The sequence below is a fragment of the Pseudomonas sp. SH10-3B genome (assembly GCF_019891415.1).
In the GTDB taxonomy this organism is placed as follows: domain Bacteria; phylum Pseudomonadota; class Gammaproteobacteria; order Pseudomonadales; family Pseudomonadaceae; genus Aquipseudomonas.
Genome location: NZ_JAFLXD010000009.1, coordinates 33,329 through 52,706, shown reverse-complemented (window position 1 = coordinate 52,706; position 19,378 = coordinate 33,329). Strand labels below are relative to the sequence as shown.

17 protein-coding genes are annotated in these 19,378 nt (G+C 61.2%); 8 read left to right on the top strand and 9 right to left on the bottom strand.

The features are described from left to right. Nucleotides 1-7 precede the first annotated feature (7 nt). The 3 genes from J1G35_RS09450 to folE2 are packed head-to-tail and all read right to left on the bottom strand — an operon-like array spanning nt 8 to nt 2,429. Entirely contained in the window at nt 8-874 is an 867-nt protein-coding gene (locus J1G35_RS09450) for a metal ABC transporter permease (RefSeq protein WP_053127510.1), read from the bottom strand. Continuing rightward, nucleotides 874-1,542, bottom strand: a complete 669-nt coding sequence (locus tag J1G35_RS09445; RefSeq protein ID WP_223014767.1) for an ATP-binding cassette domain-containing protein — start codon at nt 1,540-1,542, stop codon at nt 874-876. The genes J1G35_RS09450 and J1G35_RS09445 overlap by 1 nt, the downstream gene beginning before the upstream one ends. Further along, complete coding sequence (gene folE2, locus J1G35_RS09440) at nt 1,539-2,429, bottom strand: GTP cyclohydrolase FolE2 (RefSeq protein WP_223014766.1); 891 nt, start codon at nt 2,427-2,429, stop codon at nt 1,539-1,541. The genes J1G35_RS09445 and folE2 overlap by 4 nt, the downstream gene beginning before the upstream one ends. Before the next feature lie 128 nt (nt 2,430-2,557). Between folE2 and J1G35_RS09435 the strand changes: the two genes are divergently transcribed. After that, nucleotides 2,558-3,769, top strand: coding sequence for an N-acetylmuramoyl-L-alanine amidase (locus J1G35_RS09435; protein WP_223014765.1), 1,212 nt, complete (start codon nt 2,558-2,560; stop codon nt 3,767-3,769). Here the strand turns inward: J1G35_RS09435 and J1G35_RS09430 are convergent. Further along, nucleotides 3,766-4,134 carry a hypothetical protein gene (locus tag J1G35_RS09430; RefSeq protein WP_053127519.1) on the bottom strand — a complete coding sequence of 123 codons (369 nt, stop codon included), beginning with the start codon at nt 4,132-4,134 and terminating at the stop codon, nt 3,766-3,768. The two genes, J1G35_RS09435 and J1G35_RS09430, sit on opposite strands and share 4 nt — an antisense overlap. A 155-nt stretch (nt 4,135-4,289) precedes the next feature. On the opposite strand from J1G35_RS09430, the gene zigA reads away from it, so the two are divergent. The 3 genes from zigA to J1G35_RS09415 are packed head-to-tail and all read left to right on the top strand — an operon-like array spanning nt 4,290 to nt 7,146. After that, on the top strand, nt 4,290-5,495 hold the full coding sequence (gene zigA / locus J1G35_RS09425) for a zinc metallochaperone GTPase ZigA (protein WP_223014764.1): 1,206 nt from the start codon (nt 4,290-4,292) through the stop codon (nt 5,493-5,495). Next, nucleotides 5,495-6,139, top strand: coding sequence for a DUF1826 domain-containing protein (locus J1G35_RS09420; RefSeq protein WP_223014763.1), 645 nt, complete (start codon nt 5,495-5,497; stop codon nt 6,137-6,139). The genes zigA and J1G35_RS09420 overlap by 1 nt, the downstream gene beginning before the upstream one ends. A gap of 44 nt (nt 6,140-6,183) precedes the next feature. Continuing rightward, nucleotides 6,184-7,146 (top strand): CobW family GTP-binding protein, encoded by a 963-nt coding sequence (locus J1G35_RS09415; RefSeq protein WP_223014762.1) that lies wholly within the window; start codon nt 6,184-6,186, stop codon nt 7,144-7,146. On the opposite strand, the gene J1G35_RS09410 is transcribed toward J1G35_RS09415, so the two are convergent. Then, complete coding sequence (locus tag J1G35_RS09410) at nt 7,140-7,535, bottom strand: DUF3301 domain-containing protein (protein WP_223014761.1); 396 nt, start codon at nt 7,533-7,535, stop codon at nt 7,140-7,142. The genes J1G35_RS09415 and J1G35_RS09410 overlap by 7 nt on opposite strands. Before the next feature lie 117 nt (nt 7,536-7,652). Here J1G35_RS09410 and pdxY point away from each other — a divergent pair, with 117 nt between their 5' ends. Continuing rightward, entirely contained in the window at nt 7,653-8,525 is an 873-nt protein-coding gene (gene pdxY, locus J1G35_RS09405) for a pyridoxal kinase PdxY (RefSeq protein ID WP_053127530.1), read from the top strand. Nucleotides 8,526-8,579: 54 nt separating this feature from the next. Here the strand turns inward: pdxY and J1G35_RS09400 are convergent, their stop codons facing one another. Next, nucleotides 8,580-9,065, bottom strand: a complete 486-nt coding sequence (locus J1G35_RS09400; RefSeq protein WP_053127532.1) for an acyl-CoA thioesterase — start codon at nt 9,063-9,065, stop codon at nt 8,580-8,582. Between the two features lie 291 nt (nt 9,066-9,356). Here J1G35_RS09400 and J1G35_RS09395 point away from each other — a divergent pair, with 291 nt between their 5' ends. Further along, on the top strand, nt 9,357-11,120 hold the full coding sequence (locus J1G35_RS09395) for a cation:proton antiporter (RefSeq protein WP_053127534.1): 1,764 nt from the start codon (nt 9,357-9,359) through the stop codon (nt 11,118-11,120). A 75-nt stretch (nt 11,121-11,195) separates the two neighbouring features. Here the strand turns inward: J1G35_RS09395 and J1G35_RS09390 are convergent, their stop codons facing one another. The 3 genes from J1G35_RS09390 to uvrD all read right to left on the bottom strand — a co-directional run bounded on the left by J1G35_RS09390 (nt 11,196) and on the right by uvrD (nt 14,979). Continuing rightward, nucleotides 11,196-11,603, bottom strand: a complete 408-nt coding sequence (locus J1G35_RS09390; protein ID WP_017739032.1) for an SMI1/KNR4 family protein — start codon at nt 11,601-11,603, stop codon at nt 11,196-11,198. A gap of 133 nt (nt 11,604-11,736) precedes the next feature. Beyond that, nucleotides 11,737-12,606, bottom strand: a complete 870-nt coding sequence (locus J1G35_RS09385; protein WP_223014760.1) for a Tim44 domain-containing protein — start codon at nt 12,604-12,606, stop codon at nt 11,737-11,739. Nucleotides 12,607-12,795: 189 nt separating this feature from the next. Further along, on the bottom strand, nt 12,796-14,979 hold the full coding sequence (uvrD, locus tag J1G35_RS09380; protein WP_223014759.1) for a DNA helicase II: 2,184 nt from the start codon (nt 14,977-14,979) through the stop codon (nt 12,796-12,798). Between the two features lie 278 nt (nt 14,980-15,257). Here uvrD and J1G35_RS09375 point away from each other — a divergent pair, with 278 nt between their 5' ends. Together J1G35_RS09375 and hexR are read left to right on the top strand one after the other, a co-directional pair. Next, the gene (locus J1G35_RS09375) at nt 15,258-18,131 is read left to right on the top strand and encodes an EAL domain-containing protein (protein ID WP_223014758.1); all 2,874 of its coding nucleotides are present in this window, start codon (nt 15,258-15,260) and stop codon (nt 18,129-18,131) included. Between the two features lie 161 nt (nt 18,132-18,292). Next, nucleotides 18,293-19,159: a transcriptional regulator HexR gene (hexR, locus tag J1G35_RS09370; RefSeq protein WP_010168370.1), complete on the top strand. Its 867-nt coding sequence runs from the start codon at nt 18,293-18,295 to the stop codon at nt 19,157-19,159. Nucleotides 19,160-19,378: the final 219 nt, after the last annotated feature.

Sequence of the window (19,378 nt, the reverse complement as noted above, 5' to 3'; positions counted from 1 at the left end):
AAACACCTCATTGGGATGTAAGCAAAGGCGGGCGGCGCAGCAAGCCGTGCACCGGACCGAAGACCACGGACAGCAGGTACCCGCCGCCAGCCACCAGCACAATCGCCGGGCCGCTGGGCAGCGAGAAGTAGAACGACAGCAACAAACCCAACCACACCGACAGGCATCCCAGCACTGCCGATACCGCGATCAACACCGGCAGGCGCCGGCTCCAGAAGCGTGAAGCGATGGCCGGTAACATCATCAAACCCACCACCATCAAGGCGCCGATGGCCTGGAAGCCAATCACCAGGTTCAGTACCACCAGGGTCAGGAACAAGCCGTGGGCCAGGGGGCCAAGGCGGCTGACGGTTTGCAGGAACAGCGGGTCGAGGGTGTCCAGCAGCAGCGGTTTGTAGATCAGCGCCATGGCGATCAGGCTGAACCCGGAGACCCAGAGCATGCCGGTCAGGGTGGTTTCGTCGACAGCCAGGGCAGAGCCGAACAGCAGGTGCAGCAGGTCCAGACGTTTGCCGGCCAGGCCCAGGATCAATACGCCGGCGGCGAGGGAGATGGGGTAGATAGCGGCGAGGCTGGCGTCTTCGCGCAGGCCGGTGCGGCGGGTAATCCACGCCGACAGGCCGGCCATGCTCAGGCCCGCGCCCAGGCCGCCGATGGTCAGTGCGGGCAGGCTCAAGCCCGCGAACCAGAAGCCCAGTGCGGCGCCGGGCAATATGCCGTGGGCGACGGCGTCACCGATCAGGCTCATGCGCCGCAGGATCAGAAAGACGCCGAGCGGAGCGGTGCTGCAGGCGAGCACCAGCCCGCCGATCAGCGCGCGACGCATGAAGACGAAGTCGAGGAAGGGCATCCACAGGTGGGCGGCGAAGTGCATCAGGCCACCTGCATGTGAGGCTGTGGGCGGATCAACTCTTTGCTGGGGCCGAATACACAGCCACTGCTTTTGATTTGCACCACTTGCTGGGTGTGATGGCGTACGGAGGCCAGGTCATGGCACACCACCACCAAGGTTCGGCCTTCGGCGTGCCAGGCGTGGATATGGTTCCAGCACAGCGCTTGGCCTTCTTCGTCTAGGGCGGCATGGGGCTCGTCAAGCAGTAACACTGGCGACTCGGCCAGGCTCATGCGGGCGAGCAGGGCGCGTTGTAGTTGCCCACCGGACAACGCCATCAGCGGGCGCTGTTCAAGACCGCTGAGGCACCAGTCTTCCAATACTTTTTGCAGGCGCTCGCTTCTTTGCTGCGGGGTGAGCCGTGTGCCCCAGAAACCGGCGGCGACCAGTTCTTGCAGGCTGATGGGGAACTGACGATCAAGGTGCTGTTGCTGGGGCAGGAACGACAGGCCACCTCGGCGTGGAACATCCACGGTGACGTTGCCCGCCAACGGTTTTTGCAGGCCGGCGATGACTTTGAGCAGGCTGCTTTTGCCGCAGCCGTTGGGGCCAATCACACCGGTGAGGCTGCCTTTTTCCAGGGTGAAATCCACGGCGGGAGTGAGTGGTTGGCCGGGGGCGCCCCAGCGCAAAGCGGTGCAGGTGATCATGCAGGGTTTCTCGTCCAGCGGCTTTCAGCCACGGCATCGTGCGCGTGCAGGCTTTCGGCGTGGATCACTTTGAGGTGGAAGGCTTTGACGGCGTCCGAGCGTTTCAAGGCGAGGTTAAGGCGGCGGGCGGCGTCTTCGCAGAACATTAGGTTCTGCCCGTTGGCCAGGGCGAAGGCTTGTTCGTCCGCGCGTTTTACGGCGGTTTGCACGGCGGTGCCGAGGGCCGCTTCGGCAGTGTTGATCAGGTCCGTCAGTGGCAGGTGATCGCCTTGCAGGTGGACGTGCAACTGCGCACTGCTGCGCTGGCTGTGGGGCGTGGCGACGATACCGTTGGCGCTGCCGAGCCAGGTCAGTACGTCTTCATGCAGCAACGGCGTGTTGCCGAAGTCTTGGATAAATTGCTGCTGAATCAACTGCCTGGCGAGGGCAGCGGAACAGGGGCAGGTTGAGGAATATGTAACGTCAATTTTTAGTTCCACGTGGAACATCTGGTTTTCCAGGCGCGCTTCGATGCTCACTGGGTAGCTTTTCCAACCGGCCAGCGGGCTGACCAGCGCCGGGCGTTTCAGCAGTAAATGCGTGTGCAGACGCAGGTAGGCGTTCTTAGATAAATCTTCATGACTGTCGAGAAACCGCTGCAGTACATTGCGCAGAAGTGCAGGCGTAAGGGGCTGCTGGTCAAGCATCTCCAGTGCCAGGTACAGGCGTGACATATGAATGCCACGGGCGGTGCCGTCGTCCAGGCTGACGCCGGCATCGGCGGTGGCGGTCAGGCGCTGGCCATCGATGAGGATCGGCAGGGCGATGCCGCACATGCCCACCCAGTCGAGTGGCAAGGCTTGGCGTGAAGCCTGCGCGGCGATATCCGGCAGAGTCAGCGCATTCATAAGCAGGTCCATCGTTGGAAATAATTCGACATGTTATAGTATAACAATAGAATCCACGATGAATTTTCTGCCCCGGCCTTTTTTCAGTCATGTCGAGTACGGACGCTCCTTTATTCGCGGTATTTGTCATGCACAGACGTCAGCTCCTCAACCTGCTCCTGGCCAGCCCTTTGTTTGCTTTGCCGTTCGCCGTCCACGCGACTCAGATCCGCAATGCGCGCCTGTGGCGCTCGGACGACAAGCTGCGCCTGGTGTTCGACCTTAGCGGCCCAGTGCAATACAAGACGTTCTCTCTGACGGCACCGGAACGCCTGATCATCGACCTGAGCGGCGCAGGCCTCAGTGGTGACTTTTCTCAACTTGAGCTGAAGAACAGCGGGATCACCTCGATTCGCTCGGGGCATTTCGGCAAGGCGGATACGCGCATCGTGCTTGACCTGGCCGCGCCGATGCAGCTCAACAGCTTTGTATTGCCGCCTCAGGACGGGCAGGGGCATCGCCTGGTGCTGGACCTGACCAGCGCCACCCGTGCACCGCGTCAAATCGCGGCTGAGGCCGTGCCCTTGGTGGCCCCGGTGGACAAGGCGCACCCCAAGCGCGACATCATTGTGGTGGTCGACCCCGGCCACGGCGGCAAAGACCCCGGTGCTGTCGGGTCCAAGGGCCAGCGCGAAAAAGACGTGGTGTTGTCTATCGCCCAACTGCTGGCCAAGCGCCTGAAACGCGAAAAGGGTTTTGACGTGAAACTGGTGCGTAACGATGACTTCTTTGTGCCGTTGCGCAAGCGCGTGGACATCGCCCGTCAGCACAAGGCCGATATGTTCATCTCGGTGCATGCCGATGCTGCGCCACGGCTCACTGCCTCGGGCGCCTCGGTGTATGCGCTGTCGGAGGGCGGCGCCACCTCGGCCACGGCGCGTTTTATGGCCCAGCGCGAAAACGGTGCGGACCTGCTGGGCGCTACCACGTTGCTGAATCTCAAGGATAAGGATCCGATGCTGGCCGGGGTGATTCTTGATATGTCGATGAACGCCACCATCGCCTCCAGCCTGCAACTGGGCAGCTCGGTGTTGGGGAGCCTGCAAAACATCACCAGCCTGCATCAGAAACGTGTGGAACAGGCGGGGTTCGCGGTGCTCAAGTCACCGGACGTGCCGTCGATCCTGGTGGAGACCGGCTTTATCTCCAATGCCCAGGACGCCCAGCGCCTGGTGACGGCGCGCCATCAACAAGCGGTTGCGGATGGTTTGTTTGAAGGCCTGAAAAAATACTTCCAAAAGAACCCGCCGATGAACAGCTACATGGCCTGGGTTCAGGAACAGAAGAGCGCTCAGGTCTAACAGCCGGTAATTCGGCTGCACGTGAACTTGGCAGTGGCGCCACCGGAGCTGGAAAACCGGTTGATCGTGGTCCAGCCCACCCGCCGCGTGTAGCCGACCCATGCCTCCCCATCCGACGCCAGGCCGGTAAAGAACGTCAGTTGCCCGTAGCGGCTGTTGGTTTGCGCCCAATAACGTTTACCGACCACCTCGAAACCACGCAAATACGTAGTGGTGCCCACCGTCGCCACGCTGTAGGCATTGCCCAGCGGATCCACACAGGCCAACAGGTTGGCGCTGCGCGTGCAATTGGCCAGCAAGCTTGGTGCTTGGGCGCAGGCAGGTCCTGCCGCTGCCAGTAACAGGGCGCACACCAGGTATTTCATAAGGGGTCTCGGGGCCGGCAAGGGTTCAAGCATTGCGCCCTTCGTCGTAACGAGCAAGGGGGATTGGCTTATTTGCATTGTTATACTATAACATTGGCGCAGCCTGGCCCGTGAACCGCTCACCCTGACAGGTCAACCCTGATGAGGATTACCTGATGCCCAATCGTCTCCCCGTTACCGTGTTGTCCGGCTTTCTCGGCGCCGGTAAAAGCACACTGCTCAACTACATCCTGCGCAACCGCGAAAACCTGCGTGTGGCGGTGATCGTCAACGACATGAGCGAAATCAATATCGACGGCAGCGAGGTGCAGCGTGACGTCACCCTCAACCGTTCCGAAGAAAAACTGGTGGAGATGAGCAACGGCTGTATCTGCTGCACCTTGCGTGAAGACTTGCTCGAAGAAGTCGGAAAACTCGCCAAGGAAGGTCGTTTCGATTACCTGTTGATCGAGTCCACCGGTATCTCCGAGCCATTGCCAGTGGCTGAAACCTTTACCTTCCGCGATGAAAACGAGCAAAGCCTGGCTGACATCGCGCGCCTGGACACCATGGTCACCGTGGTCGACGGCATGAACTTCCTGCTCGACTACCAGGCTGCCGAAAGCCTGGCCTCACGGGGCGAAACCCTCGGTGAGGAAGACGAACGCTCGATCACCGACCTGTTGATTGAGCAGATCGAATTCGCCGACGTCATCCTGATCAGCAAGATCGACCTGATCAGCAGCCATGAGCGCGAGGAACTGATGGCGATCCTTGAGCGCCTCAATGCCCAGGCGGAAATCATCCCGATGGTCATGGGTGAAGTGCCGCTGAACAAGATCCTCAACACCGGCCGCTTCGACTTCGAACGCGCCGCGCAAGCGCCAGGTTGGTTGCAGGCGTTGCGTGGTGAACATGTGCCGGAAACCGAAGAGTACGGCATCGCCTCCACGGCTTATCGCGCACGTCGCCCCTTCCATCCGCAACGCTTCTTCGACTTTATCGACCGGCCTTGGGTCAACGGCAAACTGCTGCGTTCCAAGGGTTTTTTCTGGCTGGCCAGCAAGCATCAGGATGCGGGCAGTTGGTCCCAGGCCGGTGGCTTGATGCGCCACGGGTTTGCCGGACGCTGGTGGCGTTTTGTGCCGAAAAGCCAATGGCCCCAGGATGAAGAAAGCGTCGCCGCCATCATGGGTAACTGGCAGCTCAATACCGGCGACTGCCGTCAGGAACTGGTGTTTATCGGACAGAACATCGACTTCGCGCGGATGCGTGCCGAGTTGGACGCGTGCTTGCTCACCGATGAAGAAATGGCCCTGGGTGTCGAAGGTTGGCGCCTGCTAGCTGATCCGTTTGGTCCCTGGTATGAAGAGGCCGCCTGATGCTGGCATCGGTTAATACCTTGCGCCCCGTGATTCGCCAGACCCGTGGTGAAACCCCGCTGGCGCTGTCCGATATTCTCGAAGACGGCGTGAACCTGGCGCTGTGGCAGCGCCAATTGCCGCTGCATATCGCCGAGTTCGGCGCCTTGCTGGTGGCGCTCAATGAGCCGTTGGCCGAGTCCCTGGTGATCGACCTCAACAGCGAAGACGCCGAGCCGAACTTGCGCGGCCTGGCGTCCAGTTGCCGCGATCTTGAAGGCTACGAAGGTTTTATCGCCGATGTGTCTTGGCTGGTCAGCGCCTTTGCGTGCTTGCTCGGCGCCAAGCGCATCGGTGTACGCCTGCGGTTGCTGGATAAAGCCATGTGCCCGCGTTTTCACGTCGACCATGTGCCGGTACGGCTGATCACCACCTATGCCGGCATCGGCAGCCAGTGGTTGCGCGAAGGGGTGATGGACCGGCGCAAGCTCAGCCAACCGGAGGCTGAACCCCGTGAGCGCATCGAACAGATCCGGTGCGGTGAAGTGGCCCTGCTCAAAGGCACCAAATGGCATGGCAACGAAGATCACGGCCTGATCCATCGCTCCCCCGCGCGGAAAGCGGATGAGCGCCGCTTGATTCTGACGCTGGATTGGCTCGCGTAACCGCGTAGGATCAAACGCTCTACACGGTCCGAACGATGGCACTCATGCTGCAGAACATTCCCACCCACGTGATTGCCGGGCCCTTGGGCGCCGGCAAGACCAGCCTGATCAAGCACCTGCTCGCCCAACGCCCGGCCAACGAGCGCTGGGCGGTGTTGATCAACGAGTTCGGCCAGATCGGCCTGGACGCTGCACTGCTGACCCTGGATGACGACGGCATTGCCCTCGGCGAAGTTGCCGGTGGCTGTCTCTGTTGTGTGAATGGCGCACCGTTCCAGGTAGGCCTGGGCCGGTTGCTGCGTAAGGCCAAGCCGGATCGGTTGTTTATCGAACCTTCGGGCCTGGGCCATCCTGCGCAGTTGCTCAAGCAGTTGCGCGAAGCGCCATGGCAGCAGGTACTGGCGGTTCAGCCCTGTGTGCTGGTGCTGGATGCCCAGGCGCTGGCAGCGGGCAAACCTTTGCCGCCAGCGCAGCAGGAAGCGTTGGCCAGTGCCGGGCTGTTGGTCTTGAACAAGGATGAGGGATTGGATGCTGCGCAACGCGAGGCCGTCGAACGACAGCTACCCGAACGCGACATTTATTGGACGCGCCAGGCGCACGTGCCGCTCGGCAAACTGCCAGGCTTGAATGCGCAGGCTGAAGCTGCTGTGGATAACTTCGCCGTGCCCAAGGGATTGTCTCAATTGCCGGCTATCTGGAGCGATCCAGCATCGCCGATCTGCCTGAGCCAGGTCCAGGAGGGCGGCTGGAGTATCGGTTGGCGCTGGCACCCGAGCCAGCAATTCGATTCCGAGCGCCTGCACCTGTGGCTGACATCCCTTGAGTGGCGCCGCGCCAAACTGGTTATCCACAGCCATGATGGCTGGATCTCGGCCAACGCTGTGGATAACAGCCCGCTTGCCTGGCAACCCAGCGAATGGCGTCGCGACTCACGTATCGAATTGATCTTCAGTGCGCCACAGGACGTGGCCACGTTGCAGGCCGCACTGGCTGCCTGCCGTTACTGACGGTTCTTGGTGGCGTGGTCCTGGCGCCACTGGCTCAGCTCGATCACATTGGCGCTGGGCGGTGTTTCCTTGGCCTCGAACGGGTAGGGCGCCAGTTCGATTTGCGCGCTGTGGGCGCCGAATTGCGTGATGGTTCCGCTGTGACGGGTCTCGCCCGTGACGGTGAACTCGAAATTGTAGATACGCGCCAGACGCCGCCGACCGTTGGCGTCCTTCACAAAACCGATGCGCTTCAACGCTACGGCGCCGTCGAGCAATTCGATATCGAGCTTGGCACAATGCTGCTTGACCCGCGCCAGCGCCCGCTCTCGCAGGCCGTGGTTGTGCCATACCCAGGCGGCGCCGGTCGCCAGCAGCATCAACACGAAGATGTTTCCCAGGGTCAGCATGCGAAAAACTCCAACAAAGTGAGAGCAGCTTAACTGTGTCGCCGGTCTGTCGTACAGGCTGCGTTTAGTCGCATACTGCGCGGCCAGAATTTCAATCGCTTGACGGAAACCCCCTGCATGAAACGCACACCTCATCTGCTTGCGATCCAGTCTCATGTGGTATTTGGCCACGCCGGAAACAGCGCCGCCGTGTTCCCCATGCAGCGGGTCGGGGTGAATGTCTGGCCGCTGAACACAGTGCAGTTCTCCAACCATACGCAGTATGGCCAGTGGGCGGGCGAAGTGTTGGCGCCGCAGCAGATTCCTGCGCTGGTGGAAGGCATTGCTGCCATCGGTGAGTTGGGTAACTGCGATGCGATCCTGTCTGGCTACCTGGGCAGTGCCGATCAAGGCCGCGCGATTCTTACCGGTGTGGCGCGCATCAAGGCCATCAACCCCAAGGCTCTCTACCTGTGCGACCCGGTGATGGGCCATCCGGAAAAAGGCTGCATCGTGCCGCAGGAAGTCAGCGATTTCCTGCTGGAAGAAGCCGCCGCCATGGCCGACTTCCTGTGCCCCAACCAACTGGAACTGGACAGCTTTGCCGGGCGCAAGCCGCAATCGCTGTTCGATTGCCTGGGAATGGCCAAGGCGCTGTTGGCGCGCGGGCCGAAGGCGGTGCTGGTCAAGCACCTGGATTATCCGGGCAAGCTGCCGGATGGCTTCGAGATGCTGTTGGTAACCGCCGAGGGCAGCTGGCACCTGCGTCGGCCGCTGCTGGCTTTCCCGCGCCAGCCGGTGGGCGTGGGCGACCTGACGTCGGGGCTGTTCCTGGCGCGGGTGCTGCTGGGCGACAGCCTGCTGGCGGCTTTTGAGTTCACGGCAGCGGCGGTGCACGAAGTGCTGCTGGAAACCCAGGCCTGCGCCAGTTACGAGCTGGAACTGGTACGCGCCCAGGACCGCATCGCCCATCCTCGCGTACGTTTCGAGGCGACGCCGATCGGCCTGTAAGTGTGGGAGGGAGCAAGTCCCTCCCACATTTTGATCGGGCTTACAGGCCTGGACTTACAGCGCGTCATCCTTGATTTCCTGGTAGCGCTTCTCCAGCTCCTGGCGGATCTGCCGGCGTTGCTGGGCCTGCACGAACCGGCGCTTGTCTTCACTGTTGTGCGGTTGCAGCGGCGGTACGGCAGCGGGTTTGCGCTGGTCGTCCACGGCCACCATGGTGAAGAAGCAGCTGTTGGTATGGCGCACCGAGCGTTCGCGGATGTTCTCGGTCACCACCTTGATGCCCACTTCCATCGACGTATTGCCGGTGTAGTTGACCGATGCAAGGAATGTCACCAGCTCGCCGACATGGATCGGCTCGCGAAAAATCACCTGGTCCACCGACAACGTCACCACATAGCGACCGGCATAACGGCTCGCGCAGGCGTAGGCCACTTCGTCGAGGTACTTGAGCAGGGTGCCGCCGTGGACATTGCCTGAGAAGTTGGCCATGTCAGGGGTCATCAATACCGTCATCGACAGTTGGGCGTTTCCGGGTTCCATAGCACACTCACGGGTTGTAGGCATTGGTTGGGGGGCACCTCTGCGGGTGCTGGAATCTTTGCAGCGCCATCCCTTACGGGACGCCAGTGGGCGGCTTGCCGTCACGCGTTCACCGATCTGTTTCCATATATTGCACCGGCTTTCCGGCGGAAGTCGCGGTGTTAACCTTCCAAAGCCCATCTCAGGGCATTTCTTACGATCAAGGCAGACTTTTCCTTCCGATCTTCACGGCCTCTTATGGGCGTGGGCGGAAGTGGGAAAAGCGCCAGTACCCTCAAGGAGCCCCTCGCCATGCACGCCATCAGCTTTATCCAGGACTTGGCCGTGATCATGTTGGTGGCAGGGGTGGTCACCGTCCTGTTTCACCGCCTCAAGCAGCCCGTGGTGCTGGGGTACATCGTCGCCGGCTTCATCATTGGCCCGCACACGCCGCCGTTCGGCCTGATCCACGACGAAGACACCATCAAGACCCTCGCCGAGCTGGGGGTGATCTTCCTGATGTTCTGCCTGGGCCTGGAGTTCAGCCTGCGCAAGCTGTTCAAGGTGGGTGCCACGGCGTTTATCGCGGCCTTCCTGGAAATCATTCTGATGATCTGGATCGGCTACGAGATTGGCCGCTGGTTCGACTGGAACACCATGGATTCGCTGTTCCTCGGCGCGATCCTGGCAATCTCCTCGACCACTATCATCGTGAAGGCACTTAATGACCTGAAGATGAAAAACCAACGCTTCGCCCAACTGATTTTTGGCGTGCTGATCGTCGAAGATATTCTTGGCATCGGCATCATCGCCTTGCTGTCGAGCATCGCCGTCAGCGGCACGGTGAGTTCCGGCGAGGTGTTCTCCACGGTCGGCAAGCTTTCGCTGTTCATGATTGTGGCCTTGGTGATTGGCATCCTGCTGGTGCCGCGCCTGCTGGCCTACGTGGCCAAGTTCGAAAGCAACGAAATGCTGCTGATTACCGTATTGGGCCTGTGTTTCGGTTTCTGCCTGCTGGTGGTCAAGCTGGAGTACAGCATGGTGCTGGGCGCGTTCCTGATCGGCGCGATCATGGCCGAATCCCGGCAATTGGTGAAGATCGAGCGCCTGATCGAGCCGGTTCGCGACATGTTCAGCGCGATCTTCTTCGTGGCGATCGGCTTGATGATCGACCCGCAGATCCTCCTGCAATACGCCTGGCCGATCGCGGTGATCACCGTGGCCGTGGTGCTGGGCAAGATGCTGTCCTGCGGCCTGGGTGCCTTTATCGCCGGCAATGACGGCCGTACCTCACTGCGCGTAGGCATGGGGCTGTCACAAATTGGCGAGTTTTCCTTCATCATCGCCGCGCTGGGCATGACCTTGCAGGTCACCAGCGACTTCCTGTATCCGGTGGCGGTGGCCGTTTCGGCGATCACTACGCTGCTCACGCCGTACCTGATTCGCGGCGCCGATCCCTTGTCATTGAAGATCGCCGCCGTGATGCCCAAGCGTATGAGCCGGGTGTTTGGCATGTACGGCGAATGGTTGCGCAGTATTCAGCCGCAAGGCGAGGGCGCAATGCTGGCGTCGATGATCCGCAAGATCATCCTGCAGGTGGGCGTGAACCTGGCGCTGGTGATCGCGATTTTCTTCGCCGGAAGCTTTTTCGCGGTGCGCATTGGTGGGTATCTGGAGGGTTGGATCAGTGATCCAAGCTGGCAGAAGGCGTTGATCTGGGGTGGGGCATTGCTGTTGTCGCTGCCGTTCCTGATTGCGGCGTACCGCAAGCTCAAAGCGCTGTCGATGTTGCTGGCGGAGATGAGCGTGAAACCGGAGATGGCCGGGCGACATACCCAGCGGGTGCGCCGGGTGATTGCGGAGCTGATCCCGATTTTGTCGCTGCTGGTGATCTTTGTGCTATTGGCAGCCTTGTCGGCCAGTATTCTGCCGACCAACAAGTTGCTGGTGCTGATTGCCGTGGTCACGGCAGCGGTGGCGGCGGTGCTCTGGCGATGGTTCATCCGCGTGCATACGCGGATGCAGGTCGCCTTGCTGGAGACGCTGGATAACCATAAGGATACGCCGGAGCACTAGTGGGGGCCGCTACGCGGCCCGGCGCGGGACAAGCCCGCTCACCACAGCAAGCCCGTTCGCCAGGGGGATCAGGTGTCAGCTTTCCAGCCAGACGTCCCGCGCCCAGTGCCACACCGACTCCCAGGTTTCTTCGGTGACGAGTTCTTCTTCGCCGGACCACAGCACCACGGTGCCGTCTTCTTCGACGCAGTAGTAATCGTCACCGTCCTGGCAGATCGGGATCATGCTGCGGTCAACACCGGCATCCCAGGCGTTGGCAGCCACGTCCGGCAGGTAGGTGTGGGATTGCGGGTCGGTGACAGTCACCGGCTCCAGGCTGCCGTACACCACGTCGCTGACGGTCAGCAGGAATTCACGGAAGACAAACGGGATATCGATGAACAGCTGTTCCTCGATTTCCACCAGTTGATCTTCGTCAGGCAACTCCAGAGGAACCGGGACCGGTTCGTTGGCTTCACGCAATTGTTCGATGATTTCTTCCACGGCCGGGATCCTCTTGCTGATGGCGCGGTTTATAGGGGCGTTTTATACAGTAGCTCGCTATAAGTGCAACCGTGAAATAGAAAACCCCGGACAGGTCCGGGGTTTTTTTACGGCTTGCTCAAGCGCGTGGGTATCAGCCGTTCTGGCGGATACCGGCGACCAGCCATGGCTGGTTGTCGCCTTGGGCACGTTCCATGTTCCAGCTTTCGCTGAACACTTCACCCTGGTCGAAACGCGAAGTCTTCGACACGCCACTGAAGGTCAAAGTTGCGATGGTCTTGTCGGCGCGATCATCCACACCATCCAGTTGCACGTGCAGGTCGTCGATATAGGTCGACTGGAAGCCGTCGCCCAGGTCGGCGCGCTCGCGCTTGAGGAACTCCAGCAGTTGTGGGGTCACGAACTCGGAGATCTTGTCCATTTCATTGGCGTCCCAGTGCTGCTGCAGGGACTGGAAGTGGCTGCGGGCCGCTTCGATGAAACGTTCTTCGTTGAACCAGGCCGGGGCGTTGATCACCGGGCGGGCAGCGGCAGGTGCAGCCGAACCACCGAAGATCGAACCCATGGCTGGCTTCTGCTCGAACACTTCACGCTGCATCGGCGCGCCGGCCGGAGCCAGTTGCTCCTGCTGCTTGCGGCGACGGGCGGCAATGAAACGGAAGACCAGGAAGGCGATGACCGCCATGATCAGGATGTCGAAGATCTGCATACCCTCGAAGCCGCCGCCCATGAACATGGAAGCGAGCAGACCACCGGCCGCGATACCGGCCAGAGGGCCCAACCAGCGCGAAGCACCGCCGGCCTTGGCAGCGGCGCCAGCAGCACCGGCTGCGCCTGCGGTAGCGGCAGCACCGCCTGCACCGGCGGATGGAGCCATTTGGCTGGTCTGGTGAGTCGGTGCCGCGCCCGAGCTTTTGCCGCCACCGAAGCGTTTGGCGTTGGCGTCGAGACTCATCGTCAGGCCGATGCACAACGCCATGGCGATGCTAAGAAAACGTTTCATAAAGGGAATTCCCATTTGTGGATTGCACGCGCGCCATGTTGCACAGGTGTCGTGACAGTGGCTAGCGACATAATGTTTCGGGCTTTTGCGTAAGACCGAATCAGAATGGCCTGTAGGACTTATTACAGATATTGGCCCGCGCTCGTTAAAAACAAGGGCGGGCCAATAACCTTCATGTAGGCAAATGTTTCAGACTGCTTCGAGCTTCGCGTAGCCCATCATCAGCCACTTGCTGCCTTCGGCGAAATTCACCTGCACCCGAGCCTGAGCACCGGCGCCTTCGAAGTTGAGGATCACCCCTTCGCCGAAAATCGCATGCTTGACCTGCTGGCCCAGGCTGAACGGGGTTTCCGGGATCTCGGAACCGGCGAACATGCTGCTGGAGTTCTGCTGCTGGCCGCCGCCGAACGGGCGACTGACGCTGTTGGACAGGCGCACTTCCTGGATCAGCCCCTTCGGCACTTCGCGTACGAAGCGCGACACCTTGTTGTAGGTCTCGCTGCCATACAGGCGTCGGGTCTCGGCGTAGGTCATCACCAGGTTCTGCATCGCGCGAGTGATGCCTACGTAGGCCAGGCGGCGTTCTTCCTCAAGGCGGCCGGGTTCTTCGAGGCTCATCTTGTGGGGGAACAGGCCTTCTTCCATGCCCACCAGGAACACATAGGGGAATTCCAGGCCCTTGGCGCTGTGCAGGGTCATCAACTGGATGCTGTCCTCATGCTCATCGGCCTGGGTGTCGCCGGCTTCCAGGGACGCATGGCCGAGGAAGGCGGCGAGCGGGGTCAACTCTTCGTCCTCCTCGGTGTTTTCGAACGCGCGGGCGGCGCTGACCAGTTCCTCAAGGTTTTCTACCCGGGCCTGGCCTTTCTCGCCTTTTTCCGCTTCGTGATAAGCGATCAGCCCGGACTGCTCGATCACCGTCTGGGTCATCAGGTGCAGGGGCATTTCTGCGCATTTGGCGGCGAGGTTTTCGATCAGCTCGACAAACACCCCCAGCGCCCCGGCGGCACGCCCGGTCAGGCCTTTATTGGCGATCAGCAAGCGCATGGCTTCCCACATCGACACATCGGCGTGACGCGCGTGGTCGCGGATCGCCTCGACGGTTTTCTCGCCGATGCCACGCGCCGGAATATTGATCACCCGCTCCAGCGCCGCATCGTTGCCACGGCCTTCGAGCAAACGCAGGTAAGCCATGGCGTTCTTGATTTCCGCCCGTTCGAAGAAGCGCTGGCCACCATAGATGCGGTACGGGATACGTTCGCGCAGCAAAGCTTCTTCCAGCACCCGTGATTGGGCGTTGGAGCGGTACAGGATCGCGATGTCGCTGCGCGCCAGGCCGGTTTTCAGTGCGCTTTCGATGGTTTCCACCACGTAGCGCGCTTCATCGTGTTCGTTGAACGCGGCGTACAGGTTGATCGCTTCGCCTTCGCTGCCGTCGGTCCACAGCTCTTTGCCCAGGCGCCCGGTGTTGTTGGCGATCAAGGCGTTGGCAGCCTTGAGGATGCCGGCGGTGGAGCGGTAGTTCTGCTCCAGGCGGATGGTGACCGCGTCGGGGAAATCGTCGGAGTACTGGTAGATGTTCTCGATTTTCGCGCCACGCCAGCCGTAGATCGACTGGTCGTCGTCGCCCACCACCATCAGGCTGTCGCCGCCCTTGGCCAGCAGGCGCAACCAGGCGTACTGCACGGCGTTGGTGTCCTGGAATTCGTCTACCAGAATGTGACGGAAGCGTTTCTGGTAATGGGCCAGCAAGCCTGGGTTGTCGCGCCACAGGTCGAGGGCGCGCAGCAGCAGCTCGGAGAAGTCGATGACACCGGCGCGTGCGCAGGCGGCCTCGTAGGCTTCATAAATGCTGCGCATGGTGGCCAGGAACAAGTCGCCGCTGGCCTGGATATGCTGCGGGCGCAGGCCTTCGTCTTTCTGGCCGTTGATAAACCACTGGGCCTGGCGTGCCGGCCAACGCTGTTCGTCGAGGCCCAGCTCGCGGATCACGCGCTTGACCAGACGTTGCTGGTCATCGCTGTCGAGGATCTGGAAGGTCTGGGCCAGGCCCGCTTCCTGCCAGTGTGCCCGCAACAAGCGGTGCGCCAGGCCGTGGAAGGTGCCCACCCACATGCCGGCCGGGCTGATGCCCATCAACTGCTCGATGCGGTGGCGCATCTCGGCAGCGGCCTTATTGGTGAAGGTCACCGACAGGATGGAATGCGGGGACGCGTTCTCGACCTGGATCAACCAGGCGATACGGTGCACCAGCACTCGGGTTTTACCGGAGCCAGCACCGGCCAGGACCAACTGACGGCCAACGGGGGCCGCTACGGCCTGGCGTTGGGCATCGTTGAGGGAGTTCAGCAAAAGAGAGAGATCATCGCGCATCGGCGCATTCTAGGGTGCCGGGGAGAGTCGGGCAAATCCCAATGCCGGGTGGTCGACGCAAAAACTCCGAGGTGATCCGGCAGGGCAAACATTCTGGCAGGGCTGACGACCGGTAAGTCATAGGCCACAGCCCGCGCACTGCCTCGCTCAAGGGGTCTGGCACCAAGGTTTGCGGCTGATCACCGGGTGATTTTTATGATCTGGAGCAGTTTGGCCCAAGCGCTTGCTTGTGTATGCTCCGTCGACGTTTCGGGCTCACCATTATAAGAACACTGCCTATGACTCTCAGCACCGACCTGCTTGGCCCCTCGGCGGCGCCCGCGCAGGTTATCCGCAAACATTACGCCACCGAGATGGCGGTCGAGCGCACACGCCTGCTCTATCAGGGCTCGTTGCTGCCCACCTTATTAATGCTGGTCAACGGCCTGGTCTGCGCCTGGCTGCTGTGGAACCCCAAGCAATACCTGCTCGACAGCATCTGGCTGGTGTGGCTGCTGGCCCTGGTGGCGATGCGCGTGATCCAGGTGGCGGCCTTTGATTCGGCCATGCCCAGCCGCCAGGCCCAACCGATCTGGCGGCGCATGTTCATGCTCGGCTCGGCGGTCAGCGGCCTGACCCTGGCCACCGCCGCCATCGCCCTGGTGCCGGTGGACAGTTTCATGCAACAGGCCTGGGTGTTCGGCCTGATCGGTGCGGCGACGCTGTCCGCCAGTGTCGCCTACGCGGTGAGCCTGCCGGCGTTCCTGTCCTTTGCCTTGCCATGCCTGGTGCCGGCCATCGTCTATCTGTTCTGGAACGGCGCCCCGCAACAGCAGGGCTGGGGCGTGCTGGGCCTGATCCTGCTGGCGTCCTTGAGCGTGGTGGCGTGGCAGGTCAACCGCCTGATCCAGCGCGGGCTGCTGCGGCGTTTCCAGAACCAGGCATTGATTGAGCATCTGCAGCAGGCGCAGCAGCGCAGCGAGCAGCTGAATCAGGATCTGGTGCGCGAAGTCGAGCAGCGGCGTCAGGTTGAGCAGGAACTACGTGAGGCGCAGATCGGCCTGCAGGACCGCGTGGCGCAACGCAGCCAGGAACTGGACGCCGCCAGCCTTGCCCTGAATAAAAGCGAGGCGCGCCTGGCCATGGCCCTGCAAGCCAGCGAGCTCGGGCTGTGGGACTGGAACCTGCAAACCGACGAGGTTCATCACACCCAGCTCAAAGAGCTGTTCGGCCTGGAACCCGAGTACGTCACGGCCATGCTCGGCCACCTCAAGCCACGGCTGCACCCCGACGACCTGCCGCTGCTCAAGCGGGCGCTGGTGGAGCACCTTAAAGGGCGCACTGAGGATTACCAGGTGGAATACCGCGTGCGCCATGGCGATGGTCACTGGGTATGGATCGAAGACCGTGGTCGCGCCGTAGAGCGCGCGCCGAGCGGGCGAGTGATTCGAATGCTCGGCACACGCCGCGACGTCAGCGCCGGCAAAGCCCTGGAGGAGCAACAGCGACTGGCCTCGACCGTGTTCGAGGCGGCCAGCGAAGGCATTGTGATCCTTGATCCGGACTACAAATTAATCGCCGTCAATCAGGCTTTCAGCCGTGTCACTGGCTTTGAGATCGATGACATGCTCGGTCGCAACGTCGTCGAGCTGCCCAGCAGTCGTGATGCACGGCGCCACTTCCCGGTGATCCGCCAAGCGCTGCTCACGCATGGGACCTGGCAGGGCGAATTGGTAGAAACGCGTAAGAATGGTGAACTGTACCCGCAATGGCTGCAACTGAACGTGGTGCGCGATATTCGCGGAAAAGTCAGTCATATCGTGGGCTTCTTCGCCGATCTATCGGCGCGGCGCGAATCCGAGGAGCGCATGCGCTACCTCACCCACTACGATGAGTTGACCGGCCTGGCCAACCGCTCGCTGTTCCGCGAACGGCTGCGCGAGGCCCATCAGCGTGTACGCCAGGGCGGGCGCAGCCTGGCGTTGCTGCATATCAACCTCGACCGCTTCAAGTTGCTCAATGACAGCCTGGGCCATGAAGTGGCCGACCAGTTGCTGCAAAAAATGGCCCGCCGGTTGATCAATGCCTTGCCCGAGGCCGACACCATCGCACGTTTGTCCGGCGATGAATTCGCCGTGTTGTTCGACGCCTACGGCAACCTGTCGAGCCTGGCGCGGGTGGCCACACGGCTGCTGGCCAAGCTGCGGGTGCCGGTGACGGTGGAAGGACATGAGTTGGTGGTGAGTGCGTCGATGGGCATCAGCCTGTTGCCGGATAACGCGCGGGAAATTTCCGCGCTGGTCAGCCAATCGAACATGGCCATGCAGCACGCCAAACACTTGGGCGGCAACAACTTCCAGTTCTACACCGACAGCCTGCAAGCCAGCACCCTGGAGCGTTTGCAGCTGGAAAACCATCTGCGCAAAGCTATCGACGAGCGCCAGCTCACGGTGTTCTACCAGCCCAAGCTGTGCCTGGCCACCGGCAAGCTGAACGCCGCTGAAGCGTTGATCCGTTGGGAACATCCGCAATGGGGCATGGTGCCGCCCTGCGACTTTATCGGCCTGGCTGAAGAAACGGGCCTGATCGTGCCGCTGGGCGAATTCGTGCTGCGCGAGGCCTGCTGGCAAGCCTGTGAGTGGCAGCGCCAGGGGCTGGCGCCGATTCGTGTGTCGGTGAACCTGTCGGTGCATCAGTTGCGCCAGGGCAAGCTGGTCAGCCTGGTGCGCCAGGTGCTGGAAGAAACCGGCCTGGACCCGCAATACCTTGAGCTGGAGCTGACCGAAAGCCAGTTGCTCGACAGTGTCGAACACATCATCGCGACCTTCCAGCAGTTGCGTGATTTGGGCGTGAAGCTGGCCATCGACGACTTTGGCACCGGCTATTCGTCCCTCAGTTACCTCAAGCGCATCCCCGTGGACTACGTGAAGATCGATCAGACGTTTATCCGTGGGCTCGGCCAGGGGCGCGAGGATGCGGCCATCACCCGGGCGATCATTGCCATGGCGCACGGTTTGGCGCTCAAAGTGGTGGCCGAAGGCGTGGAGGATCAGCAGCAGCTGGATTTCCTGCGCCTGGAACATTGTGACGAGGTGCAGGGCTATTTGATCAGCCGGCCGATGCAGGCTGATGGACTGGCAGATTTGTTACGGAAAAATGCAGATTTTCCTTAGTCGCGCGAGGATTTCCCCTGTGGCTACAAAGCGCCTGGCCTTTGAATATGAGGGTGACAGGGCAATTTAGTGATGCGTCGGGCGGGCAAAACGACAATTCTTGTAGTATAACTACAAGCTTGCTACATCCCTGGCCCTGCCAATAACAAGAGTCCTGCCCTTTGAACCTGTTGCAACATATCGCCCAGTCGCGCCACCTGTTACGCAAATCGGAACTCAAGGTTGCCGATCACGTGCTGCTTGACCCTGCGGCCGTGATGCACAGTTCCATGGCCGACCTGGCCCACAGCGTGGGCATCAGCGAGCCGACCATCGTGCGCTTCTGCCGTGCCATCGGTTGCTCCGGGTTCCAGGACTTGAAACTCAAGCTGGCCCAGAGCCTGGCTGCTGGCGCGAGCTTCGGCCAGTTTGCAATTCACGAAGACGATTCCGTCGCCGACTACAGCCTGAAAATCTTCGACACCACCCTGCACACGCTGATGGAAGTGCGCGAGAAGCTCGACCCGGTGGAGCTGCAAAAAGCCGTGACCGCCATGTCCCAGGCCCAGCGTGTGGAGTTCTATGGTTTCGGCGCATCCGGTGCGGTGGCGGCCGACGCCCAGCACAAATTTTTCCGCCTGCTGCTGACTGCGGCGGCCTACAGCGACCCGCACATGCAGGCCATGTCGGCGGTGACCTTAAAGCCGACTGACGTGGCGATCTGTATTTCCCAGTCGGGCCGTTCCAAAGACCTGCTGATCACTGCCAACCTGGTGCGTGAAAGCGGCGCCACGCTGATTACCTTGTGCCCGAGCCAGACGCCGTTGGCGGAGCTGTCCACGGTCAACCTGGCCATCGATGTGCACGAAGACACCGAGATCTACACCCCGCTGACGTCGCGCATCGCCCATCTGGTGGTGATCGACGTGTTGGCGATGGGCGTGGCCATGGCGCGCGGACCGAGCCTGGTCAACCACCTCAAGAGCGTGAAGCGCAGTTTGCGCAGCCTGCGTCTCTCGCCCAAGTCCGTCAAAGCCCTCGACGACTGATCCAGGGCCATACACGCTCAAAATGTGGGAGGGGGCTTGCTCCTGATAGCAGTGGGTCAGTCAAAGAGAAATCGGCTGATGTACCGTAATCGGGAGCAAGCCCCTTCCCACATTTGGATTGTTTACCTATTCGGAAGATTCATCGTCCTGTAACCCCCACGCCGTTAAACCGTCATCGCCACAACCCATCCTGTACTCCCCGTACTCGCATTGGGAGAC

Coding starts and splice junctions, on each gene's coding strand:
- J1G35_RS09400 (WP_053127532.1), bottom strand. CDS start 9,065: ATGGAACCCGGAAACGCCCAACTGTCGATGACGGTATTGATGACCCCT.
- J1G35_RS09420 (WP_223014763.1), top strand. CDS start 5,495: ATGCTGGCATCGGTTAATACCTTGCGCCCCGTGATTCGCCAGACCCGT.
- zigA (WP_223014764.1), top strand. CDS start 4,290: ATGCCCAATCGTCTCCCCGTTACCGTGTTGTCCGGCTTTCTCGGCGCC.
- J1G35_RS09435 (WP_223014765.1), top strand. CDS start 2,558: ATGCACAGACGTCAGCTCCTCAACCTGCTCCTGGCCAGCCCTTTGTTT.
- J1G35_RS09395 (WP_053127534.1), top strand. CDS start 9,357: ATGCACGCCATCAGCTTTATCCAGGACTTGGCCGTGATCATGTTGGTG.
- J1G35_RS09385 (WP_223014760.1), bottom strand. CDS start 12,606: ATGAAACGTTTTCTTAGCATCGCCATGGCGTTGTGCATCGGCCTGACG.
- J1G35_RS09445 (WP_223014767.1), bottom strand. CDS start 1,542: ATGATCACCTGCACCGCTTTGCGCTGGGGCGCCCCCGGCCAACCACTC.
- J1G35_RS09375 (WP_223014758.1), top strand. CDS start 15,258: ATGACTCTCAGCACCGACCTGCTTGGCCCCTCGGCGGCGCCCGCGCAG.
- uvrD (WP_223014759.1), bottom strand. CDS start 14,979: ATGCGCGATGATCTCTCTCTTTTGCTGAACTCCCTCAACGATGCCCAA.
- J1G35_RS09430 (WP_053127519.1), bottom strand. CDS start 4,134: ATGAAATACCTGGTGTGCGCCCTGTTACTGGCAGCGGCAGGACCTGCC.
- J1G35_RS09415 (WP_223014762.1), top strand. CDS start 6,184: ATGCTGCAGAACATTCCCACCCACGTGATTGCCGGGCCCTTGGGCGCC.
- J1G35_RS09450 (WP_053127510.1), bottom strand. CDS start 874: ATGCACTTCGCCGCCCACCTGTGGATGCCCTTCCTCGACTTCGTCTTC.
- pdxY (WP_053127530.1), top strand. CDS start 7,653: ATGAAACGCACACCTCATCTGCTTGCGATCCAGTCTCATGTGGTATTT.
- folE2 (WP_223014766.1), bottom strand. CDS start 2,429: ATGAATGCGCTGACTCTGCCGGATATCGCCGCGCAGGCTTCACGCCAA.
- J1G35_RS09410 (WP_223014761.1), bottom strand. CDS start 7,535: ATGCTGACCCTGGGAAACATCTTCGTGTTGATGCTGCTGGCGACCGGC.